Below are 15542 nucleotides of genomic sequence, written 5' to 3'. Positions count from 1 at the left end.
GATAGGAATTATATATTCCCTTCCAAATATTTCTTAGAAAAATTTTCAACCCTTACTAAACCGCACCTTAAACTTCACTGCCGGGTCTGTACTCTCCTTCGGATCAAACACATGCAGCAGATAATATTTTCCCTGTACCCAATCCTGTACTGCATTATCATAGAACGGACTACCTGGATTACCGCTTTGTCCGCCGGGATAGATGCCATACGCTTCTGTCTTCTCACTCAGCTGTACCACCATTTTCCATGAAGGTCCATGTATTTGTTTAGTAGCATTCACAATATGGCGACCTCCACCGGTACGCAGGTTCATAGCGCTGAAAGGAATAATTGACCGTGTCAGGTGACGGATATTCGTACCACGGAAACGGCCAAACTCTAATTTATGCTCACCGTCTAACACTTTGGCACTATCTGCCGCAAAGGTGAAAGCGGTCAGAATCGTTTGGGAGAGCGTTTCTTTTTCCGGCGTATGGATATTATCGATGAATTTCATGGAAGAATCACGAATGAGCCAGAGCAAGGTGGTCTTTTCCCATGGCTGTTGCAACGGTGTCTTTTCACGAACGATATCATCATCCCATATAGCAGATTGCAGCTTATCCCAGAAGATGTTGAAGATAGTTGCCGCTTTACTATCCGCACTACTCTGCAGGTTCCATTTGTCCAGCAGTTCCCAGTAAGTACGCTGGTCAGATGTAAGCAGGGAGACAGGCAGATGTTTTCTGATCATCGGCAGGGCCGCACGTGCAAAAGGATTCAGCACATCATTCTGCAGATCCATCATCTGCTGCACGGTGATCTGACTATCAGCTGCGAGTACTTCGTTGATGCGTTTCCCCCGGAAGAGATCGAAATCAGCCACATAGCGGTAAGGATAAGTACTGTCGGTCGGATGCTGATTGGCAGAGCTGACAAAACCACGCGCGGGATTGAGAATATGCGGATTCTCTTCCTGTGGCACATATCCCTGCCATGCAAAGGTACTATCGCTTCCCGGCATGATCCATTTACCCTGATCTTTAAAGCGTAAAGGGAATTGTCCGTTATGCCAAAGGGCTATTTCACCCGTTTTAGCGGCAAATGCAAAGTTCTGGGCAGGACAGGTGTAATATTTTAAAGCAGCTAAATAATCCTTGTAATTATGGGCTTTATTGAGCTCCAGGAATGTCCTGATCTCGGCAGAAGGATCCAGCGCTTTCCAACGCATTGCGAGGAACTGGTGATTGGTAGCTGTATCGGGGAATACATTGTCGTACACCACAGGTCCCCATAGCGTATAAGCCACCGTATCATAATACGGCTTCTCCCCTTTCACATTGATCTTCTCAATACGCAGGTCTGCATTGCGGTAAGCGCCATTGAACAGGTATTGTTGTTTACCATTACGGAACTGCATCAGGTAGAAATCTTTCACATCTTCAGCCCCGTTAGTCACCCCCCAGGCAATATGGTCATTAAACCCGATGATAACACCCGGAGCACCAGGTAATGAAGCACCATACACATTCATCTCAGGTGTATGGATCTGTACTTCATACCAGAGCGAAGGCAGACTCAGACCCAGGTGAGGATCATTAGCAAGGATAGGCGCACCGGAACGTGTTTTGGAACCAGATACCGCCCAGTTATTACTACCATTATCAGGATCAGGTTTATCTTCCTTAAAATGCAGCATTACACCTGCCGCTTTCAGGATACTGTCTGCTGGTGTGGTGACTTCTGCAGTAGGCGCAGGATATTGTGTTCCTCTCGGGATGATAGGATCAATACTATCCCCGAAGTCAGGGTACATTTTAGCAAAGTCTTCTTTGCTGAACAGCTGACGGGCGTTCGTATAAACGAGATCATTAGCCCCTCCAGCCAGATCTGCCGCCATCATCTTCAGCAACAGGGCTGAGTTCAGCGGCGTCCATTTCTCGGGCTTATAATTCAGCAGTTTATATTCAAGTGGGAGTGTTGCTTTTGTAAGTGTGCTGATATAAGCATTGATACCATCAGAATAAGCATTGATGGCGGGTCCGGCTACAGGATCGGCTTCCATCGCTTTCAGCGCCTGCTCTGCGCCGTATAACATCCCCAGACGGCGTTGCTGCCGGTCGTAGTTGAGCATTTTGCTTCCCAGGATCTCTGAAAGACGACCTGCAGCGGCAAACGACTGCAGCTCCATCTGCCACAGACGATCGCGGGCATGCATATATCCTTGTACGTAATAAGCGTCTGTACTATTTTCCGCGAAGATGTGAGGCACCATTCTGTCATCCAGCCATACTTCCACCTTTCCTTTCAGCCCGGGAACGTGCAGGTCTTCATTATAGTCTTTGCTGATAGATGTTGCATTCTGCCAGAAGCCCTCCTGCGGACTTAACAACCTTCCCAACGGTGGCAGCGAGCCCCAGGAACGATCAAGACATACTATCAAAGCAATGGTTATCACCGCGCTAACGGTAAAGGGAACAAATCTCATACGTGCTAGGTTATCTGCTAATATACATAAAATATACCGGCGGTATTGTCACTATTCCACCAACGCTTTTATCAGCCGGTCCACTTCCTCCATCGTATTGAAACTATGCAATACGATTCTCAGACGTTCTTTCCCCTTTGGAACCGTAGGATGCAGGATAGGTCTTACATCCAGGCCGGCCGACTGCAAACTGGAAGCCAGGCTGCGTGTAGTCTCATTGCCTGGTGTCAGCACGATCTGGATAGGCGTTTCGCTGTATAATGTACTCAAACTGGCCACTCCTTTCCTGAAATGATCAATTAAGGCCCTGAGATGTTCACGGGCGGAACGCATATACGGGAATAGCTCATAACTGGCCACAATAGCCGCTATAGCCGTCGCTGGCAAAGCCGTGGTATAAATGAATGACCTGGAAAAATTAATGAGAAAATCCCGCAGGTGCGGACTACCCAGCACCACTGCCCCATGGCACCCTACTGCTTTACCGAAGGTATGCACCCGTGCAAAACAGGCGCCCTGCAATTGCAGGTGCTGCACAAGGCCCTCTCCTTTCTCTCCCACTACACCCGTAGCATGCGCTTCATCCACAATCAGATGTGCTCCGTACTGTTCACACATCGCTGCTATCTCTTTCAACGGCGCCATATCACCATCCATGGAATAGACGGATTCCACCGCTACGAATATATTACCTGTAGCATGTTGCAGCTTTTTCCCCAGGTCCTCCAGCTCATTATGCAAAAAAGAAAATGCCTGCGCTTTCGACAATCGGATACCATCTCTGATAGACGCATGGATCAGTTGATCATAAATGATCGTATCTCCCTTCTGTGGTACAGCAGAAAATAAACCCAGATTTGCATCATAACCGGAATTATAGATCAGCCCTGCTCCACTCTGATGAAAAGTGGCCAGCATGCTTTCCGCCTCTTCTATCCAGGCATAATTCCCCGCCAGTAAGCGGGAACCTGTACTACCATGCATATACGGCCTTGCCTGCAATAAAGTATGCACGCCTTCCTGCATCGCAGCACTATGCGCCAGTCCCAGGTAATCGTTCGAACAGAAATCCACCGCGCCTGCTGCCGGAAGCCTCAGCTGCCGGAACGCATGCTGTTCCTGACGCTGGGCCAATTGCTTTAAAAGAAAATCTTCTTTCATCTCCCAAAGCTAAGTAACTTTGCCCTATGAGTAAAGTGTCCATTTTAGGTCTGCACCTTCCTACTGATCCACGCTGGGTAAACCTGGCAGCTATTTCCCTGGAAGAAGTTCTGACAGACCATGCCTTCTGCGAACAAAAAGCCGCGACTTCCTGCATATCACTGATACAGCGCTATCCTGAAAAGGACAGGCTGGTACAGGAATTAGCTCCTATTGTGACAGAGGAATGGGGGCATTTCCGTCAGGTGCTGGCAGAGATGCGTAAACGCGGTTATTCACTGGGAAGACAGCGGAAAGATATGTATGTGAACGCCCTGATGACACATCAGAATAAAGGAGGCGATCCACAGTCAGTACTGTTGGACAGACTGCTCATCTTTGCCCTCATCGAAGCCCGTAGCTGCGAGCGTTTCCGTTTGCTGAGCGAGGGACTGGAAGACGAATACCTGCGCGAATTCTACCGTAAATTCATGATATCTGAAGCGGGTCACTACCGCCTGTTTATAGACCTGGCGAATGAATACCTACCGGAAGAGCAGGTAAGGACGCGCTGGCAGGAATGGCTGACCATAGAGGCCGACATCATTAACAACCTGGAAGTAAGGGGCGACAGGATGCACTAAAAGTTGAAGCCGATGTTTACATACATCCGTAAACGTCCATCCTGATCACAATACATCAGGGACGCTTCTATAGGGCCGAGGAAAGAAGAATATCCGCCCGTCACACCATAACCACTCATGTACTTGTATTTCGCGGAAACATCTCCCAGGAAATCATACAAAGCCACACCTGCACGTGGAATGGCATAAGTATTACGCATCAGTTCATACTGGTAAGACAACTGGATAGTAGCGGCACTGGACGTTGTGATCTCCCCTTCCCTGATGCCTACAACAGGTAGCTGGTTGCGGATCACATTGTTTAATCCTCCCAATAGGAATGCATTAATAGGTCCCTGCTGATGATTAAAGTTAGCTGCACCTCCTAACTGTACCTGTAAAGTACCATTGCGGTTGAAAGGAATATTGTACTTCATCTGCATGATCGTGCGCTGGTAATCGTTGAACTTATAATTGTAATCTCCCGGCGACACTTCCACACCATCCTTATACAGACGGTAGCCTTCCTGCTGCCGGTACACCCAGCCTGATTCAAGCTGGAAGTCTACCCCACGGCGTGGAAAAATCTTCCGGTCAAGAGAGTTGATGCCTACGTATAAATAACTGTTCATCTGGTTCCCGTTTCCTCTCAGCACTTCTTCAGATTCATACCGGGGACTGATATTCAGGAACTCATACCTGTTGCCCACACCCACTGCCATCATGCGGTTCAGTGTATACTGGAAATGGATATCGCCATTCAGATATTTCAGGTGATATTCCATCTGCCGTTTGAAATCTTTGTATAAAGTCAGTGCATTATCCTCATAATAAGCACCCAGCCCGAATCCGAAATTCCTTTTTGGTCCGAGGTATTTGAAGTACTCTGCCAATATCCTTGGGTTCTCACCTATCGCCAGACTCACGAAAGCACGGGAGTTCGGCACAATGAAGTTGCGCTGTGTGATGTTCACTATAGCGCTGGCATTCGTGAAACTGTTGTATTGCAGGGCGAATTTTACATACGTCAACGGGTTCTCTTCCACGGAAATATTCATCTCACTTTTACCATCTCCTTTTGGCTCCAGGTGATAGGTAATCATCTTATAAAAGCGCGTACCAAATACATTCAGCACTGCCTCTTTAATATCTGCAGGAGTATAACATCCATTTTTTACCAGGCCCAGTCTTCCGAGGAAAAAGCTCACATCAGAATGCACTAATCCTGTTACGTTGATGTCTACCAACTCTATATCCGGAGTAAAAGGCAAACGGTTCTTCTGAAAAGGCACTTCCGGCGGATATAATGCATTCAGTGAATCGGCCATCCTCTTGAATATCGGATACATTTCCGCCCCTTTTCTTTTCCCCAGCTCAAGCAGCGAATCCACACTGCCAAAGCTGGCAGCACTATAATTATCCAGGTGATGCTGAATGTAGATATCCGTCACCTTCTTAGCCTGTTTAAAGTCGTCGGCATCCTTATAAAAACCCAGCTGGTAAATGATGTCCAGTGGCGTAACCAGCTGGTCGGCCTGCCGTAATCCGCCGCTCACATTAGACCCGATCACAAGATCTGCTCCCATTTCTTTCGCGGTGATCACAGGAAAGTTGCGTACCACACCACCATCCACCAGCTTTTTATCACCGATCTTTACAGCCGTAAATACTGAAGGAATGGCCATACTGGCGCGGATAGCGGTCACAATATCGCCGGTATCCAGGGTAACGATATCACCGGTCGTAACGTCGGTGGCAATACATTTAAAGGGGATGTTAAATTGTGAGAAATCTTTCACACCATTTACCGGCCAGCATAAGCGGGCCAGTTCGAGCCATAACTGCTCGCCGGCAATTACACCGGATGCCAGTTTGGGTTTCCCGTATTCAAAAGGTATTTCTATCAGGTATTTGTTGTATTCCCTCTTTTCTTCGTAGGAAATGTCGGTCAGTACCGGCTGATTGGAGAACAGATTATCCCAGTCCATCCCATGGGCTATCTTTTCCATAGCGTCTCCGGAATACCCCATGGCATAGAGCGCTCCAATGATACTCCCCATACTGGTGCCGGTAATATAGTCCACTTTCAGACCGGCACTGTCAATCGCCTGGAGAATACCTATATGAGCCAGACCTTTAGCGCCACCACCGCTCAGGGTAAGGCCGATTTTGGGCCTTCTCCCTGCCTCCTGCGCAAAAATAACTGCGGGTAACAGGAGCATCATGATGAAATAAACTAAAGCCTGGCGTTTACGCATATTTGTTCTTGAGTGGTGCAAATCCTGAAGTCCCAATAAAGTTAATAGAAATACTTCTAATATCAGACGCGTTATCAACCCTTTTCCCCCATAGAAATATGTAAATTCTATAACATTTACGACAATTTTCCTATATTATACATTCGATTAACCAAGTAACCACGTATGAACAACAGCAAATTTACACAATCCATCTGGCAGGTAATACTGGCCTCTTCCGCAGGAACATTGATTGAATGGTATGATTTCTACATCTTTGGTAGTCTTTCCGCCATCATTTCCCAGAAGTTTTTTCCGCCAAGCAATCCTGATCTGGCCTACATTGCCACATTGGCCACCTTTGCTGTGGGATTCATTGTAAGGCCTTTCGGCGCCCTTGTATTTGGCAGACTGGGAGACCTTGTCGGACGGAAGTATACCTTTCTGCTCACTTTAATGATCATGGGTGGTTCCACCTTCGCTATCGGCCTCATTCCCAGTTATGAAAGTATAGGTATTCTTGCGCCTATTATCGTATTGGTATTGAGGTTATTACAGGGCCTTGCCCTGGGAGGTGAATACGGCGGCGCCGCCACCTATGTAGCAGAACATTCTCCCCATCATCAGCGGGGATACTATACCAGTTTTATCCAAACGACTGCCACACTGGGTCTGTTTGTCTCCCTTGCGGTGATATTGATTACGCGTACAAGCCTTTCTACAGAGGATTTCAACAGCTGGGGATGGCGTATTCCATTCTGGCTGTCCATTCTACTGGTGATCATGTCATATTATATCCGGATACGCTTACAGGAATCTCCGCTTTTCCTGCAACTGAAATCAGAAGGTAAAACTTCGACTAATCCCATTAAAGAGAGCTTCGGTAAAAAGGAGAATCTCCGGCTGGTATTGCTGGCGCTTTTTGGCGCTGCTATGGGACAGGGCGTGATCTGGTATACAGGACAATTCTATGCCCTTTCATTCCTGCAGAAAACTATGCAGGTGGAGTTTGTGCAGTCCAATATCATTATCGCCGTAGCGCTTGTGCTGGGTACGCCGTTCTTTATCTATTTTGGTAAACTGTCTGATAAAGTAGGTCGTAAGAAGATCATGATGACAGGTATGCTGATCGCTGCTTTGGCTTACTATCCTATCTATGCGGGTATGGATCGCGTGGCGGATCTCAGTCTGAAAACAGAAGACACTACCAAATACAGTATTGAGAACTCCATCTCGCGGAATAGTAAGATGCAGAATATTGAGAAAACTGTGAAGGTCAGGACCTTTACTGATGGCTCAAAAGCTCGTGAGACGGTTACCGTTACGGATGGTAAATCTGAAACAGTAAAAGAGATTATTGTTAGTACTCCTCAACTCTGGTGGTTGATATTACTGGTATTTATACAGGTTATTTTCGTTACCATGGTGTATGGTCCGATAGCGGCCTTCCTGGTGGAGCTTTTTCCTACGCGTATACGGTATACTTCTATGTCGTTTCCTTATCATATCGGGAATGGTGTTTTCGGAGGATTATTACCGACGGTGTCTACCTTACTCGTGACGCAGACGCATCATCATCTGGCAGGGTTGCTGTATCCGATTATCATTGCGTTGATATGTTTTGTGATTGGGGTTGTGGGGATTAAGGGGAATATGATTCATCAGGAGTAATGGTGTTCTTGCGCTGGTGTTCTTGCGCTGGTGTATTGCGCTGGGGTGTTACTCTGGTGTATTGCTTTAGAGTATTGCGCTGGTGTATTGCTTTAGAGTGTTGCTATGGTGTGTTGCTATGGTGTGTTGCTATGGTTTCAGATGAGAGATTCCGGGCTGTATCCCTTTTCGAGTCTTACTATTGAGCTTTATCGGGCGTATGGGCTTTCGTATTTCCATTAAACTCCCATCAAGCGTGTCGGCACTCTCAAAGGGATAAGGCCCTGCATCTCCATCTGAAACCGCCGCAGGTGAAGTGTTCCTGCTGTAGTAAGGACGGATTATAGTAAGAACGGATTATTGGAAATCGTAAGCAGGAAAGGATATTCCTTTCTGCGATTGGCAGAAACACTGCCTTATCTCAAAAGAATACAGACGAGGGGTTTACGAAATTTTATTACGTGAATCCCTCGTCTGTATCGCTTTCTTGAACTCCTCTTTTGTATCTCTGATTACTGTTCAGTCCTGTTACAGCTGGAATCGCTAATCTACGGCGGTTTCAGATGGAGATGCAGGGCCTTATCCCTTTGAGAGTGCCGACGCGCTTGATAGGGGTTTAATAAATATCCATCTGCTAAATACGACTGATAAAGCTCAATAGCAAGACTCGAAAAGGGATACAGCCCGGAATCTCTCATCTGAAACCAAAGTAAACCAAAGTAAACCAGAGTAAAACAGTGTAAACCAAAGTAAACCAGTGCAAACCAATGCTATCAAACTATGCAAAAAGAGTCTTTATTTTCCTTCGAAATAAGCCAGTGTTTTTTCCAACCTCAGAAATGGATATTCCTTCATTAACTGCTTCGTTTTCTTTGCATAGGTTTGAAGGAATTGCTTGTGCTGACTGCTTGCCGGATTGAATGGCCGGTGTTGCTTTGCACGATTGAGATCTTCTACCAGCGGTAACAGCTGACGTCCTTCTTCGGAGATATAGCTGGCAGTGAAATGTTCCCATACATAGTTGACAGCCAGTTCATTGGGATGTACCAGGTCCTCTTTATAAAAACGGTAATCCCGCAGATCGTCTATTACGAGTTCGTAGGCAGGAAAATAAAAAAGCCGGTCGAATTTATTGACCAGGTGATGTACTGTCTGTATCAGCACCGCCTTACTGAGATTATTTTCCACCACTCCATCCCTGGCGTAACGTACAGGACTGATCGTAAACAGGATCTTTACTTTCTTATTCCGGAAGAACAGACGGTGCATCAGGTTATCTAATGCGGCAATTGCATCCGGTGGAGAGAGTAGTTTCTTATTAAATTGAGAAGAAGGTACTTTATGACAATTGCCCACTATCTGATTGCCGGAAGCGAGTGTATAAACGTATGCAGACCCAAGTGTGATGATCAGCCAGTCAGCTTCTTCCAGCCGTTTGGCTGCCGCTTCCTGCGACGCATTGATTTCCTTAAGCACCGTTTCCACCTGCAGGCCGGAAAAGCGGCTGTGATGGTCCCAGCTATGCCATAAGTCACCGTGAGAGAAGAGATCGTCCTCCGTGTACTGCTCCCTGTCGAGATAGGTGTGCAGTGCCTGGGTAATGCTGATCGGATTGTATAAGATGCCGTGAGGATTTATCAGGGCATCAAAATGATATTGTTGTAACCGCTCCCCTATCTCCTCTGCAAAACAGGATCCCATCAGCAGTATTTTGTCGTTATACTCGACAGGGGTAGCAATTGGAGAGACGGGAAATGTCAGTCGAAAATTTGTCATGATACGAGACTAATAAAAAATACGGTCCGCAATTTCCTGGGCAGCCCAGAGCGCTGTGATGTCGAGGCCCAGCTGTTCATGGCGTTCCACACTGAAATCCAGCAGGCGCTCAGTAGCCAGATTCCCTACCAGTTCATTGTGGGCCATCGGACAACCACCTATTCCCTTGATCGCACTATCAAAACGACGGCACCCATGATCGTAAGCTGCCGCCACTTTTTCTTCCCAGTTGTGGGGCGCAGAGTGAAAATGTGCGCCAAACTCCACTGTGGGGTAAGCCGGTATCAAGGTTGAAAACAGTTTGTTGATGGTCTCCGGAGTGGCTACCCCCACCGTATCTGCCAGGGAGATGATCGCAATATCCCGCTGTACCAGTTCGTCTACCCACCGGAGGGCAATGGAAGCATCATAATGATCCCCGTAAGGGTTACCAAACCCCATGGAGATATATACCACCAGTTGCTTATTGTTTTTAATACACAATTCCTGGAAGGTATCCACCAGCTCCAGCGAGTCCAGGATGGTCTTGTTGGTATTACGTAGCTGAAACGTTTCTGATATGGAAAAAGGATATCCCAGGTAAGCAATCTCATCGAACACCACGGCTTCTGCAGCACCCCGCTGATTGGCTACAATAGCCAGCAACTGACTTTTTGTGCCGCTCATGTCCAACCGGGGGATCACCTCAGCAGTATCCGCCATCTGGGGGATGGTTTTAGGAGATACGAAGCTGCCGCAATCGAGGGTGTTAAATCCTACTTTCAGCAGTGCATTCAGATATTCAACCTTTTCATCCGTGCTTATTTGCCTGTGCCAGCCTTGCATGGCATCACGTGGACATTCGATGAGTTTCATTTACTGGTGATTTTTTTATGCGCCTCTTTGCTTCATGGCTTCATACAGGATGATGCCTGCAGCAACAGATACATTGAAGGATTCGAAGTTTCCGGCCATAGGAATGTGGAACAGCGTATCTGACGCCTTCAGGAGGGCTGGGTATACACCTTTATCTTCCGAGCCCATAATCACAGCTACCGGCTCCTGCAGTTGGCAATCATACAGTTTAGTCTCCGCTTCCATTTCGCTGGCAATGACCTTGATACCGTTCAGGTGAAGGGTATCGATCGCTTTCAGCAGACTGTTCACCCGGCATACGGAGATCCGTTCCAGGGCGCCGGCAGAAGATTTAATAGCTTCTTCGTTCAGGGCAGCTATTCCCCTGTCGGGGATAATAATAGCCTGGGCACCGCAGCAAACAGCACTACGGGCGATAGCGCCTATATTGCGGACGTCTGTGATTCCATCGAGAATGAGGAACAAAGGCGTCTCTCCCTGTTCGGTCACATGTGATATCACATCCTGCAGGTCAAGATAACTGATCTGCCCTGTAATGGCAATGACACCCTGGTGATTGAATGACGTTAACCCATTCAGTTTTTCCACCGGAACGAGGTTCACCGGGATGTTATACTGATCAGCTAACTTCTTGATCTGGGGGATGATATCCCCGGTTGCTCCGCGCAACATGTAAATACGTTCTATTGCCTTTCCTGCATTGATCGCTTCCACAACCGGCTGCCTGCCAATCACCATAGACGATGCCTTGGGCTTGGGGGCATGCTGGCGAAATCCACCAGGCTTTTTAAATCTTCTTTGTTCCATTATCTGCAAAGAACGGAATTTAATGCCAATTGGGGAATTCATATCTCTCCTTCCAGCATCATCAGCTTTATCTTCTGAATGGCGGCAATGGACAGGGAGTCGGTGATCTCATGGTTCTTAACCATCTGGTAAGCAGCTTCAAAAGGCACCCTTTTTATATATAGCTGCTCCGTTTCCTCCGGTTCTGCTGTTCTTTGCTCCAGTCCGCGGGCCAGGTATACAACTCCTGCCTCATCACATACTGAGTTAGACAGGTGCATCTTCACAATTAGTTTCCAGTCGCTGGCCACCAGGCCGGTTTCCTCCAGCAGCTCCCTCTTAGCACTTACCAGCGGGTCTACTCCCAGCGGACCTCCTCCTTCGGGAATTTCCCAGGTGAACTGTTCCAATGCCAGGCGGTATTGTCCTACCAGGTAGATATGGTTTTCTTCGTCCAGGGCTACCACTCCAATAGCAGCATTCTTAAAATGAACAATGCCGTAGATGCCCCGGCCGCCGGAAGGGTTCAGGACCTTATGTTCTGTTACCCCTATCCAGGGGTTATCATATATCTTTTCACTGGATAAGATCGTCCAGGGATTTGTTTGTGTATCCATATAACAAAGAAAGCAAAAAAAAACCGCCTCGTTAAAAACGAGACGGTGTCAACCAGATGTCGGCGGTAAATACCTTTTGAACATCATACCTAAATCTAAATCGTATCTTTATAATATTATTTTCACCTGAGTCAGGTGGTGTTTTAAATGCTCCAAATAATCTATCACCACATATTCCAGTGTGACAGGTTCGTTCTCATTAATTTTAATCAGATGTTGCAGTGCCTCCGCGGGTATGGCGCGTATAGTTAACGCCAGATGTTTATTCATGCCCGCCCATAATTCAATCAATTCCTGCCAGCTGCTGAACTGCCAGGCTTGTCCCCTTACCCAAAAATCCTGCGCATATCCAGGAATCTCCAACAAAGATATCTGTTGGGATCGTATAAAACGAACATTATTATTAATTGCTGAATCTATCAAGTGTCCGATGATCTCTTTCGGACTCCACTTACCTCTGCTAACCCGCTCTGCTGCTACTGTTTCAGGGATCTGTCGCAAAAGTGGCACTGCAATATTTATTGCATTAATTAATCCATCGGCTATCGCATAAAGTCTGTTTTCTTCACCCAAAACTATTTCCATCTTGATTGAGCACCGATTGTATCGCCCTTCTTCCACAGGTATTTCGCGGAATCCCAGCTTTTGATACATGTTCAATGCAACTACCAGTTTTGTATTTGAGTACAAGACAACTTTCTTCAATCCTTTTTTTCTGGCTAGTTCCAGGATGCCCTCTGCCAGCTTCCAACCTAGCCGGTGTCCCTGATAAGCTTCATCAACAGCCATCTTGGTCATTTCTGCTGTTTCTGCATCTATAGGTTTTAACGCTACGGTGCCCGCAATTGTTTCACCTACCATTGCAAAAATAATGTTACCTCCCTTTGCAATGATGTGCTGGTCGGGCTTACCAAGCACGTCCACATCTCCGGGTTCCATAGCAAAATACTTCTCTATCCACCACCTGTTCAGTCGCTCGAAATGAGGCTGATAAGCTGGTATATAGTCAACCAGTTTTACTTCATTATTTTGTAGTGGCGCCATATTGTTGTTTGTTTTTATTGACAGCTCTGTTAACCATATATACGCCTCCCAGCGTTACCAGGCAGGACATACCCGTTACCCAGTTCAGGTGTTCCTGTAATATCAGCCACCCCAGCAATACCGCTACTATCGGATTGATATAAGCATATACAGAGGCCAGGGACGGTGGTAAATTATTTAACACGAACACATAAGATGAATAACCCAATATCGATCCAATAAAGATCAGGTACAGCAGACTACCCCACAATTCGATATTAAATCCATCTAACGGTAACGACTGTCCCATCATCGTTGCAACGATCGTCATCACGATACCACTGAACAACATCTGGAAACCTGCACCATAAAGAAAGTTGATCTTCAGTGCCCAGCGTGCTGTCAACACTGATCCTATCGCCCAGCTGATACAGGCCACCAATGTCAGGAAGATGCCGAAGCGGAATTCCGGGTTGGTCAGACTGGCCAGATAATCATAGAAGATCCCTCCTACTCCCAGCAACCCAATCAGCATTCCTGTTACTAACATCATCGTGAACTTCGTACGTTGTACCAGGAAGTAGCTGAATATGGTTATCCAGATAGGCACTGTTGCTACGATGATTGCGCAAAGTCCGCTGGGTATATATTGCATTGCCCATGTGATCAGGCCATTGCTCAGGCAGAGCATCATCACACCGATTACAAAGAGCCGCGACAAGACAACTTTCTCCGGGAACTTATATCCCTTCAGCAAAAAGAAACTCGTTAAAAGCATACCGGCAATTGTCTGCCTGATTCCCGCCAGCATAAGGCCATGCATGTGGCGTACACCGATCCTGGAGGCCAGGTAAGTGGTACCCCAGAAAATACTGACTACCACCAATGCCATATAGGCATTCGTGTTTGACTTTTTCATACTCCGAAGTTGTTATGGTGAATAATTCTAAAGAAGGCTATTTTACCATTAGCGCTGCTGCCTGCTGCTTTATCTCTTCCCACACAATGGCGAGGTCATTCTCTGTTGTACGCCAGTTCACCAATGCCGCACGGATAGCCGGCACTCCCTGGTAAACGGTGGATGTCAACATCACTTTTCCTCCCTCGTCCAGAGCCTTCAGCAAGGCATCAGTAGCTGCCTGCTTTTCTTCGTCGGCTACATTTAATGTAAAGCATACAACACATAATCTGACAGGCGCCAGTAAATGAAATGCGTCATTCTTTTCTATCAGTGTCCCCAGCTGACGCGCCAACTGTATATTATTATTCACAATATCGGCGTATACATCTGCACCGTAGGCTACCAGCGAATACCAGGCGGGTAATGCACGCAGGCGTCGCGAGTTTTCGGGTGTGTAGTTGCTATATTTAAAGTCGGCCGCGGGATCTCCCGGGTAAGCTGCACCTGCGTTCTTAAACGTATCGAGTTGCAGTTGCGGGTGACGGGTAAAGATCATTGCGGCGTCATAAGGAACGTTTAGCCATTTATGTGCGTCGATAGTGATGCTGTCCGCCGCGTCCCAGCCGTTCAACAAGTATTTGTATTCGGGTACACAGGCGGCGAAGGCGCCGAATGCTGCGTCTATATGTAACCAGAAGCCGTATTCCTGTTTTAGTCTGGCGATAGCGGCGAGATCGTCAAAGTCTACGGTATTGACAGTCCCTGCACTGGCTACAACTATTAGTGGTGTTCCTTTATGTGCTTTCAGATAATCTTCCAGTACGTTTATATCGATCGCTTCTCTTTCCGGCAGACTGGATAACTTCAGTATGGCATTTCTTCCGAATCCCAGCATGGCGAGTGATTTTATCGTGCTGGAATGCGGTGTGCAGGAGATGATTTTCACACTTGCCAGTGCGGCCATACCTTCCTGGGCGACGTCTACTCCCAGTTGTGTTCCGAGCCATTGTCGTGCGATAGCGAGGCCGGCGAAATTAGCCATCGTAGCGCCGGTGACGAAGCATCCGGAAAATGCATCCGGCAACCCGAACAGTTGCCGGAGCATTGCAATTGTTTCCGTTTCTATCTGTAATGGCGCCGTATCCTTATCCGCGGCATTCATATCGAAAACTGCTGTTAGCCAGTCGCCGGCTATTGCCGGTACTGTTGCGCCACCCGTCACAAATCCCCAGTTTCGTGGGCCGCTGTTGCCGGCGAGATGTCGGCCGTAGCGTTCTCTGAATTGTAGCAGGGTGTTTCTGGCGCCCATTCCCTTTCGTGGTAGTTCTAAACGCTCAAATGTAGCGCTGGCGGATTTTACCGGCAGTGCGTCTAATTCTGATAAAAAAGATATGCTGTAGTCTTTTATTTCCTGGAGGAAAGCGTCTACTTGTTTTAGATCCTGGCGTAATAACTGATTCATCTG

The 15542-nt window shown here is 47.2% G+C and carries 12 protein-coding genes; 2 read left to right on the top strand and 10 right to left on the bottom strand.

Annotation, left to right across the window (positions count from 1 at the left end; translation table 11 throughout):
- Positions 1–45: 45 nt before the first annotated feature.
- Together BLR32_RS17400 and BLR32_RS17395 are read right to left on the bottom strand one after the other, a co-directional pair.
- Positions 46–2469 (bottom strand): penicillin acylase family protein, encoded by a 2424-nt coding sequence (locus BLR32_RS17400; RefSeq protein ID WP_089834014.1) that lies wholly within the window; start codon positions 2467–2469, stop codon positions 46–48.
- 51 nt (positions 2470–2520) lie between these two features.
- Complete coding sequence (locus BLR32_RS17395) at positions 2521–3630, bottom strand: aminotransferase class I/II-fold pyridoxal phosphate-dependent enzyme (RefSeq protein WP_089834012.1); 1110 nt, start codon at positions 3628–3630, stop codon at positions 2521–2523.
- Between the two features lie 26 nt (positions 3631–3656).
- On the opposite strand from BLR32_RS17395, the gene miaE reads away from it, so the two are divergent.
- Positions 3657–4253 (top strand): MiaE family protein, encoded by a 597-nt coding sequence (miaE, locus tag BLR32_RS17390; RefSeq protein WP_089834010.1) that lies wholly within the window; start codon positions 3657–3659, stop codon positions 4251–4253.
- Here miaE and BLR32_RS17385 read toward each other — a convergent pair.
- Positions 4250–6490 carry a patatin-like phospholipase family protein gene (locus tag BLR32_RS17385; RefSeq protein ID WP_089834008.1) on the bottom strand — a complete coding sequence of 747 codons (2241 nt, stop codon included), beginning with the start codon at positions 6488–6490 and terminating at the stop codon, positions 4250–4252. The two genes, miaE and BLR32_RS17385, sit on opposite strands and share 4 nt — an antisense overlap.
- A 165-nt stretch (positions 6491–6655) precedes the next feature.
- Between BLR32_RS17385 and BLR32_RS17380 the strand changes: the two genes are divergently transcribed.
- Positions 6656–8140, top strand: a complete 1485-nt coding sequence (locus BLR32_RS17380) for an MFS transporter (protein WP_089834006.1) — start codon at positions 6656–6658, stop codon at positions 8138–8140.
- 774 nt (positions 8141–8914) lie between these two features.
- On the opposite strand, the gene BLR32_RS17375 is transcribed toward BLR32_RS17380, so the two are convergent.
- The 7 genes from BLR32_RS17375 to BLR32_RS17345 all read right to left on the bottom strand — a co-directional run bounded on the left by BLR32_RS17375 (position 8915) and on the right by BLR32_RS17345 (position 15539).
- The gene (locus tag BLR32_RS17375) at positions 8915–9895 is read right to left on the bottom strand and encodes a GSCFA domain-containing protein (RefSeq protein ID WP_089834004.1); all 981 of its coding nucleotides are present in this window, start codon (positions 9893–9895) and stop codon (positions 8915–8917) included.
- A 9-nt stretch (positions 9896–9904) separates the two neighbouring features.
- On the bottom strand, positions 9905–10750 hold the full coding sequence (locus BLR32_RS17370; RefSeq protein ID WP_089834002.1) for a hydroxymethylglutaryl-CoA lyase: 846 nt from the start codon (positions 10748–10750) through the stop codon (positions 9905–9907).
- 15 nt (positions 10751–10765) lie between these two features.
- Positions 10766–11557, bottom strand: coding sequence for a 23S rRNA (guanosine(2251)-2'-O)-methyltransferase RlmB (rlmB, locus tag BLR32_RS17365; protein ID WP_089834000.1), 792 nt, complete (start codon positions 11555–11557; stop codon positions 10766–10768).
- Positions 11558–11595: 38 nt separating this feature from the next.
- Positions 11596–12153 carry an NUDIX domain-containing protein gene (locus BLR32_RS17360; protein WP_089833997.1) on the bottom strand — a complete coding sequence of 186 codons (558 nt, stop codon included), beginning with the start codon at positions 12151–12153 and terminating at the stop codon, positions 11596–11598.
- 108 nt (positions 12154–12261) lie between these two features.
- The gene (locus tag BLR32_RS34080; RefSeq protein WP_176842320.1) at positions 12262–13197 is read right to left on the bottom strand and encodes a GNAT family N-acetyltransferase; all 936 of its coding nucleotides are present in this window, start codon (positions 13195–13197) and stop codon (positions 12262–12264) included.
- Positions 13178–14095, bottom strand: a complete 918-nt coding sequence (locus tag BLR32_RS17350; RefSeq protein WP_089833995.1) for an EamA family transporter — start codon at positions 14093–14095, stop codon at positions 13178–13180. Before BLR32_RS17350 ends, BLR32_RS34080 begins: the two co-directional genes overlap by 20 nt.
- 37 nt (positions 14096–14132) lie before the next feature.
- The gene (locus BLR32_RS17345; RefSeq protein WP_089833993.1) at positions 14133–15539 is read right to left on the bottom strand and encodes a pyridoxal phosphate-dependent decarboxylase family protein; all 1407 of its coding nucleotides are present in this window, start codon (positions 15537–15539) and stop codon (positions 14133–14135) included.
- Between the last annotated feature and the right edge of the window lie 3 nt (positions 15540–15542).

It is taken from the genome of Chitinophaga filiformis (assembly GCF_900102545.1).
In the GTDB taxonomy this organism is placed as follows: domain Bacteria; phylum Bacteroidota; class Bacteroidia; order Chitinophagales; family Chitinophagaceae; genus Chitinophaga; species Chitinophaga filiformis.
This window is presented reverse-complemented; position numbering and strand designations above follow the sequence as displayed.